Origin of the sequence: Marinobacterium weihaiense (assembly GCF_019061305.1) — a bacterium.
GTDB classification, from domain to species: Bacteria; Pseudomonadota; Gammaproteobacteria; order Pseudomonadales; family Balneatricaceae; genus Marinobacterium; species Marinobacterium weihaiense.
On sequence record NZ_JAHQZT010000006.1, the window covers coordinates 54,963 to 71,811 of the forward strand.

The following is a 16,849-nucleotide window of genomic DNA, read 5'->3' on the forward strand; positions in this document are numbered from 1 at the left end:
CTGTCCCGTGGGAGCCTGTCACATCATGGTAGCCTGCGGGGGCACACTCTGTGCACGAAAGTGGCAGCCCTCGCAATGGCCGCCACACTCGCTGAGCGGGCACACACCATAACCTCAGCCCTGTTCAGCCTTGGAGCCACCCTTGCAGGTCGGTGACAGCGGCACTTCGCCATTGCGGGCTACCCACTCGTCCGGGGTATGCAGGTGCAGTGCCAGCGCGTGAATGGGATTGCGCATCAGCTCGTCTACCAGACCATACACCTGCTGATGACGCTGCACCAGGCGCTTGCCTTCGAAGTCCGGGCTGACCAGCACCAGCTTGAAATGGCTCTCAGTGGCCGGCCCCGAATGCATGTGACTTTCGTTTTCCAGCTGAATGTGCTGAATGTTCAAGCCTGCCTGAAGCAGGTTTTCCAGTTGTTCTGCAACGCTCATCTTTGCTCCGCAGTCAGGTGATTGATCAAAATGTAACCGTAGCTATCAGGCCGCCTGATCAGTCCCGAGACTGACCGGACTCCCTGCGCGCCATCTTGATGAAATGGTGGTGAATGCGCCGGGTCGCCAGCCAGACGCTGAACGCCACGACCGGCACCGACACACCGGTCGCCAGCGACGTGTCGATCGGGATACCCGCATCATACACCGCTTCGAACACATACTTCAGCAGCCCGATCAGGTAGTAACTGATGGCCACCACCGATAACCCCTCCACCGTATGTTGCATCATCAGCTGGATGCGGGAACGACGGTCCATCGAGCTGAGCAGCTGCTGGTTCTGCTGATGAATGCCCAGCTCGACCCGGGTACGCATCATGTCCGAGACCCGGTCGACCCGCCGCGACAAATCTTCCAGACGCTTGCCGCTGGCCTGACAGGTGCGTACCGCCGGTGTCAGGCGGCGAGTCATGAACTCGGTGATGGTCAGATGCCCGGACACTTCATCCTCGCGCAGCTCTTCCAGCCGCGTCAGCACCAGGGCGTGGTAGGCTTGAGTGGCACTGAAGCGAAACGTCAGTCGCGCCCGCCAGGACTCGATATCTGCCGCCATGTCGATCAGATCTGCCAGCAGCTTGGGCTCATCCACCTCCCCGTCATCCGCCAGCTGCTGGGTCAGCTGCGCCAGGCGATCATCCATGCGCACCAGCTCGGGCGAGACCGAGCGTGCCAGCGGCAATGCCAGCAGCGCCATCAACCGATAAGTCTCGATCTCCATCAGACGCTGCGTCAGGCGACCCAGCTGGCTATCACTCATCTGCTTGTTGACCACCATCAACCGGCCGAAGCCGTCCGAATGCAGCTGAAAGCTGGCCCAGACGCGGGCATCACCGTTCTGCGGGCTGCTGCCCACCAGGCGCATCTCTTCAAACGCGGCCTTTACAACCGGCAGATCCGGCTCCGGCGCCTGACGCGCATCTTCCACGCTGACATGAAACGCCGCCACCACTTCACCGGGCAGCGCATCGATCCAGCCCTGCGGCAGCGGCGTCAGACCGGTCACCTCGAAGGGGTCGCTGCCATCGGGGATATCCAGGTTGATAAAGGTATAGGTGGTGAATTCGGTATGTTTTTCGCGGCGCAGCCGGAAATGGCCACAATCGTATTCGTAACAGTTCAGGTCATGGTGGTTGACCGGGCAGCCAAACACGGCATGCAGTTCCTGCAAATGCTCGCTCTGGGCATGCTTTTCCGCTTCCGAGCAAAGCACGGCAATATGGGTAATCCGCGCGGGGCTGGGGATGACCTGAAAGGGCCGGGAGTGCAATTCGTCGTATAGATGGGAACGCAGCGGGTGGATATTCATCAATGATGTCCGGGCAAATGAAACTACCTTAAAGAATTGACCCGTGCATGAACAGCCTCTACGCATCGTCAATCCGTCGGGTTTTGGCTTATACTGGCGGCTTGCCCCATGCGAGTTATCTATGATCGTCCGAGTGTTGCCACAACTGGAAAGCCGCGCCCAATGGATCGCCTTTTGCCAGCGTGAAGCCCCCTACTGTCTGGTCGAAAGCCCCGCTTGCCTGGTGGATTTTCAGAGCCACTTTCTGCAGTTGACACTCTTCGGCAAGGGCGCCCCGGTACGCTATACCCTGGGGTCACGGCGCTCCATGGACCCGGCTTGGCAGCTGATCAAGCGCTGCCGGTGGAGCCTGAGCCGGTTGATCGAAGGGCTGGGCACGCTGGAATTCGGCGCCAATGTGCGTGACAACGAGCTGCTGGGCGTCCATACCGACTTGAGTGCGCGTCTGTCTTTTCCACGTGACCCGCACCTGCACGCCCCCGACAGCAGCCGGTTGCTGGCGCCACTGAAGACACTGCCCGCACACTGGAACGGTCAGGCCCTAGGCGCTTTGCTGGCCAACGGCCAATTTCGCGACTGGCGCCTTGAACAAGAACAGGCACCGCTGGGGCCGGATGCCGTCCTGCTGGACCTGCTCGACCACCCTGATGACTGGCAGGCCAGGCCGTCCGGCCCACGTCTGATGATTTTCTGCCGACAGCAGCCGCTGGCCAGCCTGATCCCGGACCTGGACCGCACCGGCGCGCCGGCCTCACGGACGGCGACAGCACCGGCACTGCGCTGACCGGTCAGGCCGGCAGCGCATTCTCTTCAGCCGCCATCACCTTATGCGGGTGATCCGAGGCCAGCAGCTCCTTTCCCAGCTCGGTCGGGAACTCCACATCCAGATCCACCACACGGCCGTCACGGCAAACATTGATGATGGTATCCATGCAGGATGACAGCAGGGAGTACTTTTCGTCCGGTGCGGCAATAATGGTCTGCAGCCCCAGATCCGACATGAAGCCCAGCGAGGTCACTGTGTTCTCGGAATCAAGCTTGTTGAACGCTTCGTCAAACACGGACAGGCTCATTCCCCCCAACGGCTGACCGTCGTTGCCTTCCCTTAAGCGGTAGGTTGCGCCCAGGGCCGCTGCCATTGCCACATAAAAGGGCACCTGGTGCTCACCACCGGAACCGGTCTTGATACGCTGGGTCAACGTGGTCTTGCGGTTGCCATCCAGGTCTTTGACCACCAGTTCGAAATTGTAAAAGTTGCGGTAATCCTGCAGCAGGCTGCTCTCGCCTTCATCGCTGAGCACGTCGTGAATCTTGTTGAGCGCTTCGCGATGATCGTTTTCGCCCTGATGCTCGATATCGAACAGCGTACCGACATTGGCCTGATCCAGGCGGGTATACGCTTCCACCAGCTCCAGAATGTCCTTGAGCTCGGGGTTGGGCATCATCTCGAAACTGTACATTTCCTGGTGGAAGGGGCGGTTCTTGAGATGGCTGTTCAGCTCGCGGATCAAATCCTTGATCTGATTGATCTGGTCATTCAGGTGCGCCACGAAGTCGGAGCGGAACGCGGTTTCCGCTTCCAGTCGCGCCCGTTCCGCACGCTGGGTGTATTCCGCCAGCTCGGAATCGCGCAGCGCCTGTACGGTCTTGTTGACGTAGAATTCCAGATCCTCATGACTGGAGTCGGCACTGATGTTGTCCAGCTCCTGATGACTCATGCCGCCGCCGTGATAGCGCGCCTTGTACTGAGCCACGGCATCGCGCACGGCGTTCTTTTTCTTCTCATGCAGCTGAATCTCGGACTGAGCGCGCTTGGCCGCTTCAAAGATGACACGCTCCAGTTCGCCGCTGCAGCTTTCATCCAGGTAGTCGCGCTTTTCCTGTGCCGACTGGGCATCGAACTGTGGCTTTTCCTCGCACTGGGCACGAGCCTGGGCATGTTCGACCAGCTCCTGCTCCAGCACTTCAAGGCTGGCACTGTCCTTGATCATGCCGGTGCGTACCTTCTGCAGCTTATCCATCAGCGTCTTCTGCTTGGCGTCGATCTGCTTTTGCTGCTCAGCCAGTTCCGCGATGCGCTGACGGATACCGCTGTCATCGTGGTTGCGCAGGTCAACGATGGCCTGCTCGTAACCCTCGATCTCGCTGCCCAGCTGAGCGCGCTGGTTGACCAGATCGAACACGCTTTCGGTCATCTGGGCCAAACCGGTGGTCATGCTGATAAGGGCATCGCGTAACCGCTCCAGTGACTCGTGACGACGCCCCAGCGTGGTAAATTCGGCGATCAGCTCATCCACCTGACGCCCCTGCACCTGCAGCTGATCCTGACGGCGACGGATGCCCATGATCGGGCTCAGTTCATTGATGGAAGTGGTGGACCCTTCCGTTTGCAACATACAGTCGTAGGTCAGGGCACGCTCCTGGCGCAGCAGCTCGTGCTCGGTCTCCACCGCTATCACTCCGCCCAGAGCACGGTTCATGTAAGCGCGTGCATGCTCATTGTCGGTGTCGATAAACTCGGCCAGCGAGCCGCGCTTGCTGCGATGCAGCCAGTCACCGGACTTGGTGGTATTGATGATGCGGCAGCCCTTGAGGTGGCGCCCCTTGCGACGGTACAGGGTGATCGCCTCCTTGACCCGGTCCGGCGCCACCACCAGCGCTTCACGGCGCGCGCCCAGGAAGGATTCGATGGCCACGCGCCACTTGTCGTCGTTGATATCGGCCAGTTCACAGATCGGTGTCGAGTCGATGCCGTATTCCGCCAGCAGCTCCATCAGCTCACGGGTGTTGTGGCGGATGGGGGCACGGCCCTGCTGCAGCTGCTCAACGGCACTTTTCTGGTTTTGAATCAGGCTGCGCAAATCATTGATGCGAATGACCGATTCTTCATAGCGGCGACCAATCGCCTTGCGTACCTCGTCCACCTGCGTCTTGAGCTGTTCGATCACCTTGTCGACACTGACCGGCTCAGCCGGCCAGGCATCGGCCGACAGGTTTTCGCCGGAGCGCCACAGCTCAACGGAACGCTCGACAAGCGGGCGGAAGGTCTCCGGCAGCAACTCGCGGTAACCTGCAAAATCGACCGTAGTGCGCAACAGACTATAAGCTTGCTGAATCTTGTCGCGCACCACACCGTGCTCATGCTGGCGGGCCTTCACGGTGGACTCCAGCGCGCTGATCTTGTGGGCGGAGTCACTGGTATTCAGCTCGGCACGGGCATCGGCGAGATCCTGCATCGCCTGGTTCAGGCGGGTGCTGTTTTCTTCCAGCTGCTGCTGCAGCTTTTCTTCCTGTTCGGTGGCAGCCTCCAGCCGTTCGGCAGTGTCCTCCTTGCGCAGGTCGGCATTTTCAAAACGCGCTTCGTGCACCACCCACTCGTACTCGACGGCATTGCTGACGTTGCGGCTGATGCCCCCGCAAAGCTCCTGCACCTTTTCCAGCTCACCGATGCGGCTGGCGACCTCCTGGGTCTTGTTTTCCATGGCGCGGTATTCGTCGAGCGATTTGCGGAAGGCGCCGACATGGACAATGTTTTCATCGAGCACGAACTCGCGGATAAAGCGGGTCGGGCTATCGATCGGCACGAACTTGAGCGCGTTCTTGAAGTTCTTGATGAACTTATCGTCATCATTCGGCATCTGCGGGTCGTGACTCAGGTGGGTCACCATGTCACGGATAAAGCGATTGGCACGTTTCTCCAGGACCATGTCCGGGCATTGCTGGAACAGGCTGTCCCGCACCTCGTTCCAGGGACGCGGCAGCCGGCCTTGGCCCTCCTTGACGGAGAAGTCATCCAGAGACACCGAGAAGTCCGGCAGGATAAAGCGGCCCAGCACATCCTCTTCGGCACTGGCGGTGGATGCACTGATGGCGATACCGATACAGCTTTCCTTGCCGGTTTCCGTATCCATGAAACTCAGCGCCATGTAGGTCAGAGCATCTTCTCGCTCGGTGGCCTTCTTGCCCTGGTCATCCATGAAGCCCAGGCAGTAGGTACGCAGGGAGCGTTCGCTTTTTTCGCCGGCTGAGGCGTTGAAGCTCAGATGGCGCTTGTGACCGCCCATGAGCACGGTCTGGATGGCATCAAGCAGCGACGACTTGCCGGAACCGTTGGGGCCGACAATGGCCACATTGCCCTTGATCGGGATTTCGACGGCCCCCAACACATACCAGTTGACCAGTACGATTCGGTTAAGCTGTTTCATGAAGGGGTGTCCTCTGCTTTGTCATCGGCGTGTTCGGTATCGGCATCCTGGTCGCGAGGGCTCACGCGACGGGCGATGGGGTTGGTGCCCTCCTCTTCGTGCTCGGAGAACGCTTCCACATTGGCATTGGCATTGGCATTGGCGTCTGCGTCTGCGTCTGCGTCTGCGTCTGCGCTATCCTCGGCCGCTTTTTCAGCCGTGTCAGCATCCGGTTGAGCTTCGACAGACTCTGCCGCTGCCTCGGCATCCCCACCCTCAAGGCTGTCGCGGATATCCATGTCGCAGAGGGCCTCCAGCTGGCCAATGTAGTCTTCCACCACCACCTGACGGATCGTCGGATTGATGCGCAGCGGAATGTTCTTGGGCTCGGTTTCCTCGCTCTTGCCACGCTCGATCAAGCCATGTCGCGTAAACAGCGACAGTATCTCTTTCAGGCGCGTTTCGTTGGGAATATCCTTGCCGGTCAGGCTGGAAAACAGGCGCAACAGCTCATCCGTGGTGGTATAGGCCTTGCCCCCTTCCACTTCAAAATTTTCCAGCTTCTGTTCATACTGCTGGCGCAGGCACAGCATCAGCAACGATTCGTCCAGCTTGAGTTTCAGCACCCGCTCTTCGCCCTGGGGAATCACCCCCAGAAAGGCTTCGTCCGGCTGATACACCAGGGTCCAGCCGATGGCGGCAAACAGGTTGCGGAAATAGTCCAGGTTGCTCGCAATCAGGAAGTAGCCTTCACGATGCACCGGGCGGTCCGCATAAAGGAACTGGCTGCTCAGCAACTGGCCGGCGGCACGAATGAAATCATCCGCGTCATGCTGTTCATTGCGAGAGACGATTTTCTGCAGATCACCAAGCATTTAGGTATTCCTGTGGATAATGAAACCACGACACTCCACCATGTTGGAGACGTTGACGTAGTGGTCTTCAAATTGAATTCGATAGCGGTTGCGCATGTGACGCGCCTTCTTGCCCAGCGAGCTCAAATGGCGGACATAGCTGAAGCAGATGTAGTCTTCCACTGACTCGATTCTGAAATCCGTGGCCTTGAGCTGATCGCGCCCGGCCAGTTGGCTTTCCAGATAGGTTTCAATGCGGTCAACATTGACCTCGCGGCGCTCCTTCCATTCCTTGAACAGACGTCGCATTTCCAGCACCTTGGGATCGATGGCCTGCTGAGTAATCACGCGGGGCTTGGCTTCGATACGACGCCGCACCGGCGCACGCACGCTGGCCGGTGAAATGAACCCGACTTCGTCCAGCGTATCAAGGGTCGGCATCAGGTGCTCCGGCAGCTTGCTGGCCGCGGCAATAACCCGGGACAGGCGTGCAGCCATGCCCGGCGTGGTCTTGTCCATGTAGCGCACGGTATCGGCCACGCGCTTTTCCAGCTGGTAGCGGAAATCGTCGATGGCGGCCAGGCGCTGATCCACCGATTCAAAGATACGTATGACACGGTTGATATGCTGATGTACCTGCGCTTCGGCCACATCGTAGGAGAGGTCCAGCTGCATGCGGTAATGCTCGCTCAGCTGCTGCAGCTTGAGCGGGTCAAACTGCAAATCCCGCAGCATGGACAGAATCTGGCGCCGAAAGCGGAACGGGTTGTTGCGCGTCTTCAAGGTCTTGTAGTCGGAGACCAGCACCTGTTCCACAAAGCGATCAAAGAAGCCGCGGACGATTTCCTGCGGGTTGTTGCTCGCCGACAGATTGATCTTCAGCTCACGCAGGCTGAGCATCATATCGGTCAGGTGGGCGCTGAAATCCGCCGCTGTTTGTGCCGCTTCGGCCAGCGTAATGCCGCGCCCCTCGGGGTCGTTGACGGCCGACTCCAGTGAGCTGAGGACGTTCAATACCGCACCGCCGTAACTGCGTTTCTCCAGCTTGGCGATGCTGACCAGGGATCTCAACAGGTAGCTGACCGAAGGCGACAGCAGTACATAGGTACGGTAGACCCTCTGCTCCTCTTCCAGCCAGCCGGTCTGAACCAGGCGACGGTAGATACGGTTGGTGTATTCCGCCGACGAGCGCGGCAACTCGGCTGCCGGTTCGTCACCGGCCTCGTTCTCCCAGCGTCGCACGCCCAGACGTACTACGGCGTTTTCGATGGTCGAACGTACCAGGTCACGCGGAATAAAAGGGTCGATCAGATCCTCATCAAAGAAGAGATCCGCCAACTCCAGCAACACCGACTGGTACACCTGCCGGTTCTGCCCCGAAAGCGGGTGAAAAATATCATCTGGAAGCTTGTTGAACAGCACTGAATCGTCCGCTTGTGGTCGGTTTGCGTAAACGCGCTATAGTAGCGAAAAACCGGAAGCGAGATAAGAGGAATGATGCGCCCTGCGCGCGCCCGCACAACTCTGTCCCACCGGCTGGCACGGCATAACCTCTGGCACACCGTCACCGCGCGCCTCTCCGCTGTCTGCTGTCTGCTGTCTGCTGTCTGCTGTCTGCTGTCTCACCGGTGACAGCCATGCAGCGTTGATGCAAAAGGAATATTTTCAAAATAATGCTTGACGACTCCGACCCTCATCTCTAATATGCGCATCCACGGTTGAGGTGTTCCTCGATAGCTCAGTTGGTAGAGCAGTAGACTGTTAATCTATTGGTCGCTGGTTCGAGTCCAGCTCGAGGAGCCAACCTACTCAATCGTACAATTCGGTTTTCCTCGATAGCTCAGTTGGTAGAGCAGTAGACTGTTAATCTATTGGTCGCTGGTTCGAGTCCAGCTCGAGGAGCCAACCGAAGTCGGAGCATAGCGCAGTCTGGTAGCGCATCTGGTTTGGGACCAGAGGGTCGGGGGTTCGAATCCCTCTGCTCCGACCATCTTAAGCACCCCTTCTTGTTTCAAATCCCCCGAATGCTTCGGTGGAAATTTCCATGAATGTTCTTGTTATCGGTTATGTCTGGCCCGAGCCTGCTTCAAGCGCTGCTGGCTATCGCATGCTTGCACTGCTGAAAAGCTTTCGGCGCGCGAATTGGCAGGTGACGTTTGCCAGCCCCGCCGAAATGAGCCCTCATCGGGCCGACCTCCCCGCCCTGGGCATCAAAGAGACCAACATCGCCCTTAACTGCTCCAGTTTCGATGATTTCCTGCGAGCGCTGCAGCCGGATGTCGTCATGTTCGATCGCTTCATGATGGAAGAGCAGTTTGGCTGGCGGGTCGAAAAACATTGCCCGAACGCGATCCGGCTGCTGGATACCGAAGACCTCTCCTGCCTGCGCCATGCACGCCACCAGTGCAGCAAGCAAAGCGGCCAGGTCAGCCTGGAGGTTCCCGAGACACTGCTGTTCAGTGATCATGCCAAGCGCGAAGTTGCGGCTATCCTGCGCAGCGACTTGACGCTGATGATCTCGCCCGTCGAAATTGAGCAGCTGCAGAATACCTTCAAGGTCGATACCGCCCTGCTGCTGGACAGCCCGTTCATGCAGCCGCCCGTCACGGCAGAGGCTCGGCGCCAATTTCCCGCTTTTGACCAGCGTCGACACTTTATCGTGATCGGCAATTTTCGCCACGCCCCCAACTGGGATGCCGTGCTCTGGCTGAAACAGTCGATCTGGCCCCTGATCAGGGCACGTCTGCCGGAGGCCGAACTGCATGTCTACGGCGCCTACCCGCCGCCGAAAGCAACACAGCTGCACAATGCTCGCGAGGGCTTTCTGGTCAAGGGCTGGGCCGATGATGCCAGCGAGGTCATGCGACAGGCACGGGTCAATCTGGCACCGCTGCGCTTCGGCGCCGGCCTCAAGGGCAAGCTGGTGGACGCCCTGGCCTGCGGTACGCCGTCCGTGACCACCCGAGTCGGTGCCGAGGGCATGGCCGGCGATGCACACTGGCCCCAGCCGGTTGCCGACACGCCGGACGCGTTCGCGGAACACGCTCTCGCCCTCTACACCCAGCCAGAACACTGGAGCAACTGCGCACGCCAAGGGTTTGAGCTGCACAACCGTCGCTTTGACTTCGAGCGGCACGCGGATGCCCTGATCGATCGCTTGCAGCAGCTTCGCCTCAACCTGGAAGCACATCGGCTAACCAACTTCACCGGCGCCATGCTGCGTCACCACAGCATGAAAAGCACCCAGTACATGGCGCAGTGGATCGAGGCCAAAAACCGCCCTAAAGATGCCAACGCCTGATACTATTCGGCCGACCCGACAATATATGCTGTCTTTCTAATATTGTGGCTTTTAGAATAAATGCCTTTCATACCCACACAGGAAGCATGTCATGAAAACCGCACAAGATCTGGTCGCTGCCGCCAAGGCCAACATCAACGAAGTACCGGTCGCGGCAGCAGAGGCGGCCCTCCAGGCGGCCGATGTCGTGATCGACGTACGCGAAGCCGATGAATACCACGCCGGGCATATCAGTGGCGCCATCAACATTCCGCGCGGCCTGCTTGAATTCAGGCTGAGCAACGATGAGGCACTGGCGTCACGCGACCTCAACATTCTGCTGTATTGCAAGACCAGCGGCCGCGCCGCACTCAGCGCTCAGAGCCTGACCGAAATGGGCTACCTGCACGTGACGTCTCTCAGCGGCGGCATTGACGCTTGGGTCGAATCCGGCAAACCGGTGGTCACGCCGTCTCTGCCGGAATTTGACTGAATAGCCCTGCCACTTCATTGCAGACGTACTCGGCCGGCAGACAGGACTCCAGCGCTCCGGCCGCATACTCCAGAAAACCGCGGGCGGCGTGCGGCAGACGCCGGTCCCGACGAATAATGAAGTGCCAGTGACTTTCGATCGGAAAGCCGTCCACCGGCAGAATCACGATACCAGGATGCACCATCGGCACCGCGTGCCGTGACACCACCGCGACCCCCATACCGGAGGCAACCCCCACCCGAATCGCCTCGTTACTGGCCATCTGCAGCACATTGGACCATTGCAGTCCGCGGCCCTGCAGCCAGCTCTCGAACAGCATCCGCGTGGCCGAGCCAGGCTCGCGCTGCAACAGACGCTCCGACAACAACTGTTCAACTGCCACCCGACCAACCTGCGCCAGCGGGTGCGATTCGGGCGCCAGCATGACCAGCGGGTTGCGCAGAAAACGTGCGGCCAACGCTTGCTCGGAGGATGGCGGATGACTGAACACATAGATGTCATCAAGCTGACGATCAAAACGCTCCAGCAACTGCTGACGGTTGCCGATATGCACCGTCATATCGACCTCACCAAAGTCCTGCGAATAAGGGCCGAGCAGCCGCGGCAGCACATATTGCGCCGTATTGACCAGCGCAATACTGAAGCGCCCTCGGTGCCCGCCTCTTAATTCAGCCAGGTAATCCTGAAAATCGGCGAACCGCCCGGTGACGTCCAGCGCCGTGCGATACAGCTCGCGGCCGGTATCGGTCAACTCCAGTCGACCGGACGCATTGTGAAACAGAGGCTCCTGTACGGTTTCCGCCAACCGTTTGAGCTGCTGTGAAACAGTCGGCTGCGTCAGGTGCAACTGGCGCGCGGCAGCCGTCACCGAGCCGGTACGCACCACCGTCACGTAAACTTCCAGCAAGCGAAAGGTCAAATGCCTGAGATTCATGCCCGCCTCATTACATAGATGAATATCTATACATCTTTTACCAAATATTAATTAGAAGCAATGCCCTCGCACAGGCACAATCGCGCCACGCATTTGATTCGAAACCAAAAGAGGTGGTCATGCCCGATATTGTTGTGATGTTTTTTCTGCTGGGGGTTGTTGCCGGCCTGGTGAAGTCGGATCTCAGCATCCCCAAAGCGGCCTACGATACACTCAGCCTGCTGTTGATGCTGACCATCGGCCTCAAGGGCGGGATGGGGCTGCACGGCAACCTGACGCCGAGCCTGGTGCCGGAGCTACTGCTGGTGATGTCGCTCGGTGCCGTGATTCCCCTGCTGCTGTTTCCCCTGCTGCGCCGACTGGTGCGCCTGTCGCTGGCAGACAGCGCCAGCATCTGTGCACATTACGGCTCCGTCAGTGCCGGCACCTTTGCCGTTGCTCTGGCCTATGCAGAAAGCCACCAGCTAATCACCGGGCCTGAAGTCACCCTGTACCTGGTGCTGCTGGAACTGCCGGCCATCATGGTCGGACTGGCCCTGTTCCGCCACTTTGACCGCAGCAGCGACACCGCGCACTCACGCCTGAGCCTGTTACACGAGACCCTGACCAACCGTGGCGTCGTTCTGCTGGCCGGCGGCGTGATCATCGGTTACCTCTATGGCCCCATGAACGGTGCCGCCGTAACCGACCTGTTCACCGGTGCCTTCAAGGCTATTCTCGCGCTCTTCCTGCTGGAAATGGGCCTGACCGCCGCGGAAACCCTGCGTCCCATTCCCTGGCAGCACTGGCGCCTGCTGAGTTTTGCCTGCATCGTCCCAAGCATTCTGGCCTGCTTCGGCATCGCCGCCGGCACAGTGCTGGAGTTGCCGATCGGCACGACCCTGGTACTGGCCAGCCTGACCGCCAGCGCCTCTTATATCGCGGCGCCGGCGGCCATTCGAGCCGCCATACCACAGGCCAACATCGGCCTGGCAATGCTGGCATCGCTGGGATTCACCTTCCCGTTCAACGTGATCATCGGCATACCGCTGTACCACCAGATGATCCTTGCGCTGAACTGACTAGGGTTCAGTGCTCAAGCGCGCAGGGATGCGCATCAACACGCAGTAGAACAACGGCAACACCACCAGTGTAAGAGCCGTTGCAAACAGCAGGCCGAACATCACCGTGACCGCCATGCTTTTGAAGAACGGATCGACCAGCAGGGGGGCAACCCCCAGAATAGTGGTCAACGCCCCCAGCACCACCGGTCTGGCGCGGCTGAGACAGGCACTCACCACACCCTCGAAGGGTACCTGCCCGGCACGGATATTATTGTCCGCCTCATCCACCAGCACGATGGCGTTCTTGACCATCATGCCGATCAGGCTGAGGAAGCCGAGAATGGCCATGAACTCAAACGGTGTCTGGAACAGGATCAGGCCAATCACGACCCCGATCACCGCCAGCGGTGCCGTCATCCAGATCACCAGCGGCTGCCGCAGGGCATTGAACATGAACACCACGGCCAGAATCATGGCGGCAAAGCCATAGGGCGCAGAGGCCGCTATCCCGGCATTGGCTTCACGCGAGGATTCATACTCGCCATACCACTTCAACTTATAGCCGGGCGGCAGCGCCATGGCTTCAATCTGCGGCCGAATCTGAGCAAAGGCATCGTTGGTGACCACGCCAGGCGCCGGGTCGGCCTGCACCATGATGGTCGGCTGCCGATCGATGCGACGAATCTGGGCATCACGCCACACCAGATCCACCGAGGCCAGCAGCTGGTTGACCGACACCGTCTGACCGGCGGCCGGACTGTAGACTTCGGTGTTCTCGATGGCACGCAACTGATTGCGCTCTTCCAGCGGCGCCCGCACCACCAGCGGAATCAGCTGATCGGCTTCCCGGTATACACCGATCTGGCGACCGCTCAGCGTCTGTGCCAATGCGGCATTGACCTCGGATTCGGTCAGCCCCAGTCGCTGCAGCTGTTCCTGCAGCCAGCGCGGCTGGGCAACCGGCACCTGATCACGCCAGTCGTCCTGAATGGCTATCAGGGAGGGCTGCTGGTGCATCAGCGCCTTGGCCTCTTCCGCCAGCTCGCGCAGAACCCGCGAGTCCGGTCCCGTGAAGGCAACTTCGATCTTCTTGCCGCCGCCCCGGCCGAGCATGAACTTCCACACTTTGACCGAGGTGTCCGGGAACTGGTGTGACAGCTGCGCCTGAAGGTCAGCCACCAGTGGCGCAATGCGACGGTAGTCATCGACATCGATCAACAGCTGGGCATAGCTGGGGTTGCGCGGCTCCGGTGAGTAGGTCAGCATGAACCTGAGTCCGCCACCGCCGACAAAGCCGGTGGTATGGGTAACCCCCTCACGCTCGGACACCACCTGCTCGACCTGTGCCAGACGCTCGGCTGTTGTCTCGATATCAGTGCCCTGCGGCAGATACAGATCCACCACAAACTGTGGCCGCTCCGAATCTGGCATGAAACCGGGCGGTATCAGGCTCGCAGCCGATACCGCGCCCCCCAGAGCCGCCAGCAGCAGCAGGACCGACAGGCCTCGATGGGTAAGCACCCAGTGCAGCAGGCCGGCATAGCGACGCCCGATCCAACCCGGCCCCTTGTCTTCAGCCTGCACCTTGACCTTGAGGAACTGTTGACACAAAAGCGGCGTAACCGTGATCGCAAACACCCAACTGAGCAGCATGGAATACAGGATGACCCAAAACAGGGAGCCGGCATATTCACCCATGTCACTGGGCGACAGGCCGATGGCGCTGAAGGCCAGAATACCGACCAGCGTTCCCCCCAGCAGAGGCCAGATGGTGTCTTTAACCACGGCCGAAATGGCGGCCTGACGCTCCTCGCCACGCTGCAACCGCACCAGCACGCCATCACTGACGACAATGGCGTTGTCCACCAGCATGCCCAGCGCAATGATCAACGCCCCCAGCGAGATGCGCTGCATGGCGATATCGTCGAACAGCATGATGATCAGGGTACCTGCCACCGTCAGCAGCAACACGAAACCGATGATCATGCCGACTCTCAGCCCCATGAACAGTAGCAGCACTACAAACACGATGGCCACGGCCGCAATCAGGTTGCCGACAAATGCCGACACCGACTGGCGCACCGAGTCGGACTGCAGCGAAATCGGATGCAGCTCCATGCCCACTGGACGCTGCCCTTCCAGTTCGGCGAGGCGCTGCTTGACCGCATCGCCCATCTCAACCACGTTGCCGCCCTGCACGTTGGAGATACCCAGGCCGATGGCACGCTCGCCATCATAGGTCATCATCAGACCGACCGGTTCCTGGTAGCCGCGCACCACCCTGGCAATGTCGGCCAGGCGCAGTACGGTATTGTCGGCACCAACGCCGACCTGAAGGTTGTTCAGATCACTGAAGTCCGTGATGGTACGCCGGGGTACCACGGGCACCCGCATGCCATCGGCTTCCATTTCACCGGCGACCGTCACCAGATTCTGTTTCTGCAGTACCTGGTAAATCTGCTGCGACTCCAGCCCGAACCGAGCCAGGCGCTCGCGGGATATTTCGATGAAGATGCGCTCGTCCCGATCCCCCAGCAGCGCGGTGCGCGCCACGCTGGGCACCAGCGCCAGCTCCCGCGACAGCCAGTCGGCGTAGTCCTGCAGCTCGCGATCACTGTAGCCGTCACCGGTAATGGCATAGAACTGGGCATACACATCCGCGAAATCGTCATTGACGATCACCGGCCCCACACCCGGCGGCAGGGAACGCTCGACATCGGCCACCTTGCGCCGCAGCTTGTCCCAAACCTGCTGTAGCTGGGCCTGGGTGGCGGCAAATTCCATCTTGATCTCGACCGTCACCTCCGAATATCCCTGCCGGGAGACGGACTTCACCTCGTCCAGTTCCTGCAAGGCCTGCACCGCCGCCTCGATCCGATCGGTGACCTCATCCGCCACCTCTTGGGCACTGGCGCCCGGGTAAGTGGTAATGATGACGGCCTGACGAATAATGAACTCGGGGTCTTCGAACCGCGCCAGCTTGCCATAGCTGATATAACCGCCCAGCAACAGCAGCAACACGATCACCCACAGACTGGTGCGCTTGGCAATGGCGTAACGCGCAATATCCATCAGCCCTTACTCCTTGTTGTCCAACGGACGCACGGCCATGCCTTCGCGCACGCTGCCCACACCGGCGGTGATGATGCGTTCGCCCTGCGCCAGGCCATCGGTAATGACGGCACGATCCCCCAGCAGCGGCCCGACCTGCACCGGCTGTTTCATCGCCCGTCCCTCATCGCTGACGCGCCACACGAACTGCTGCCCTTGGTTGTCCGGCACGATGGCACTGAGGGGCACGGCGACCCGCTGCTCGCCATTACTGCCCACGGCAAACACCTGTGCCGACATGCCCGGCAAGACCGGCGCATCGCCCTTGTCACCTAGGCCGAACACCACCTGGTAGGTCTGGGTGACCGGGTCCGCCTCGGTGGCAAAGAATTTCAGACTCAACGGAAACTGCTGTTCCAGCCCGACGATGCGTGCGGCCACCGGCTGCTCGCGATGATGCTGCAACACCACCTTGTCCGGCACCTGGATCACGACTTCCAAATCCTGCAGGTTCTGCAGCACGACGACCGTCTGGTTGGCCCCCACGCGCGCAAAATCTTCTACCAGCTTGCGCCCGACCACCCCTGCAAAGGGAGCGGTCAGCCGGGTTTCATCCAGGGCCAGCTGCGCTTCACGCAGGCGGTTGGCAGCCAGATTCTGCTGAGTAGCCAGCTTCTCCAGATCACTCTTGGAAATCGCCTGACTGCGCTTGTAGATCGCCAGCCCGCGCTTGTAATCGGCATCGGCGCTGGCGTATTCGGCCCGGGCCGAAGACAGTGCCGTGCGCAACTCCCGGTCATCCAGTTGCGCCAGCAGATCGCCGGCTTCTACCCGGTCGCCCTCGTTCACGACCATCTTCTCAACACGCCCGGCCACCTTGAAGGCCAGCTCGGCCCTCTGGGCCGCCCGCACCGTGCCGTTGAACACCAGACTGTCGGACTCCACCGATCGCACCCGCTCGATACGTGCCGGACGCTCGACGTCCGTCACGCTGGACGCGGCAGCGGGCGGTTCGCTGTCACAACCGGTCAACAGCATGCTCAGCAGCACCCCGGTCAACGCCAGGTACAGATGACGTGGCGATTTCTGCAGTGTTCGAAACATAAGCCTTCCTTTGGTATTTATGGGCAACCGAAACGGACAGTGACCAGTATAGTTGCGTTTGGTTCATGCCAGCTGAACCAGACGACACCGCCTATACGTAACACG

Annotated in this window: 12 protein-coding genes and 3 tRNA genes; 7 read left to right on the top strand and 8 right to left on the bottom strand. The window is 60.0% G+C overall.

Going from position 1 to position 16,849, the window contains the following annotated elements; genetic code table 11:
- Window positions 1-114: 114 nt before the first annotated feature.
- Together KTN04_RS06055 and KTN04_RS06060 are read right to left on the bottom strand one after the other, a co-directional pair.
- The gene (locus KTN04_RS06055; protein WP_217334329.1) at window positions 115-435 is read right to left on the bottom strand and encodes a BolA family protein; all 321 of its coding nucleotides are present in this window, start codon (window positions 433-435) and stop codon (window positions 115-117) included.
- Window positions 436-493: 58 nt separating this feature from the next.
- On the bottom strand, window positions 494-1,801 hold the full coding sequence (locus tag KTN04_RS06060) for a DUF3422 family protein (RefSeq protein ID WP_217334330.1): 1,308 nt from the start codon (window positions 1,799-1,801) through the stop codon (window positions 494-496).
- Between the two features lie 121 nt (window positions 1,802-1,922).
- Here KTN04_RS06060 and KTN04_RS06065 point away from each other — a divergent pair, with 121 nt between their 5' ends.
- Window positions 1,923-2,585, top strand: a complete 663-nt coding sequence (locus KTN04_RS06065; protein ID WP_217334331.1) for a hypothetical protein — start codon at window positions 1,923-1,925, stop codon at window positions 2,583-2,585.
- A 4-nt stretch (window positions 2,586-2,589) separates the two neighbouring features.
- Here KTN04_RS06065 and KTN04_RS06070 read toward each other — a convergent pair whose 3' ends face one another.
- Genes KTN04_RS06070 through KTN04_RS06080 form a run of 3 tightly spaced genes read right to left on the bottom strand, consistent with a single transcriptional unit; the run spans window position 2,590 to window position 8,261 of the window.
- Window positions 2,590-6,006 (bottom strand): SbcC/MukB-like Walker B domain-containing protein, encoded by a 3,417-nt coding sequence (locus KTN04_RS06070; RefSeq protein ID WP_217334332.1) that lies wholly within the window; start codon window positions 6,004-6,006, stop codon window positions 2,590-2,592.
- Window positions 6,003-6,860, bottom strand: coding sequence for a DUF4194 domain-containing protein (locus tag KTN04_RS06075; RefSeq protein WP_217334333.1), 858 nt, complete (start codon window positions 6,858-6,860; stop codon window positions 6,003-6,005). Before KTN04_RS06075 ends, KTN04_RS06070 begins: the two co-directional genes overlap by 4 nt.
- On the bottom strand, window positions 6,861-8,261 hold the full coding sequence (locus tag KTN04_RS06080; RefSeq protein WP_217334334.1) for a Wadjet anti-phage system protein JetA family protein: 1,401 nt from the start codon (window positions 8,259-8,261) through the stop codon (window positions 6,861-6,863). It lies immediately after the preceding gene.
- Between the two features lie 305 nt (window positions 8,262-8,566).
- Here KTN04_RS06080 and KTN04_RS06085 point away from each other — a divergent pair.
- The 5 genes from KTN04_RS06085 (at window position 8,567) to KTN04_RS06105 (ending at window position 10,612) form a co-directional block, all read left to right on the top strand.
- A tRNA-Asn gene (locus KTN04_RS06085) sits at window positions 8,567-8,642 on the top strand.
- Between the two features lie 26 nt (window positions 8,643-8,668).
- A tRNA-Asn gene (locus KTN04_RS06090) sits at window positions 8,669-8,744 on the top strand.
- Between the two features lie 8 nt (window positions 8,745-8,752).
- Window positions 8,753-8,829 (top strand) — tRNA-Pro (locus tag KTN04_RS06095).
- Between the two features lie 54 nt (window positions 8,830-8,883).
- The gene (locus tag KTN04_RS06100; RefSeq protein WP_217334335.1) at window positions 8,884-10,140 is read left to right on the top strand and encodes a glycosyltransferase; all 1,257 of its coding nucleotides are present in this window, start codon (window positions 8,884-8,886) and stop codon (window positions 10,138-10,140) included.
- A gap of 91 nt (window positions 10,141-10,231) precedes the next feature.
- Window positions 10,232-10,612, top strand: coding sequence for a rhodanese-like domain-containing protein (locus KTN04_RS06105; RefSeq protein ID WP_217334336.1), 381 nt, complete (start codon window positions 10,232-10,234; stop codon window positions 10,610-10,612).
- On the opposite strand, the gene KTN04_RS06110 is transcribed toward KTN04_RS06105, so the two are convergent.
- A complete protein-coding gene (locus KTN04_RS06110; protein WP_217334337.1) occupies window positions 10,584-11,546 on the bottom strand; it encodes a LysR family transcriptional regulator in 963 nt (320 codons plus the stop codon). The genes KTN04_RS06105 and KTN04_RS06110 overlap by 29 nt on opposite strands.
- A 119-nt stretch (window positions 11,547-11,665) precedes the next feature.
- Here KTN04_RS06110 and KTN04_RS06115 point away from each other — a divergent pair, with 119 nt between their 5' ends.
- A complete protein-coding gene (locus tag KTN04_RS06115) occupies window positions 11,666-12,607 on the top strand; it encodes a sodium-dependent bicarbonate transport family permease (protein ID WP_217334338.1) in 942 nt (313 codons plus the stop codon).
- Here KTN04_RS06115 and KTN04_RS06120 read toward each other — a convergent pair whose 3' ends face one another.
- The gene (locus KTN04_RS06120; RefSeq protein ID WP_217334339.1) at window positions 12,608-15,661 is read right to left on the bottom strand and encodes an efflux RND transporter permease subunit; all 3,054 of its coding nucleotides are present in this window, start codon (window positions 15,659-15,661) and stop codon (window positions 12,608-12,610) included. It lies immediately after the preceding gene.
- Window positions 15,662-15,667: 6 nt separating this feature from the next.
- Window positions 15,668-16,744 carry an efflux RND transporter periplasmic adaptor subunit gene (locus KTN04_RS06125; RefSeq protein ID WP_217334340.1) on the bottom strand — a complete coding sequence of 359 codons (1,077 nt, stop codon included), beginning with the start codon at window positions 16,742-16,744 and terminating at the stop codon, window positions 15,668-15,670.
- Window positions 16,745-16,849 lie beyond the last annotated feature (105 nt).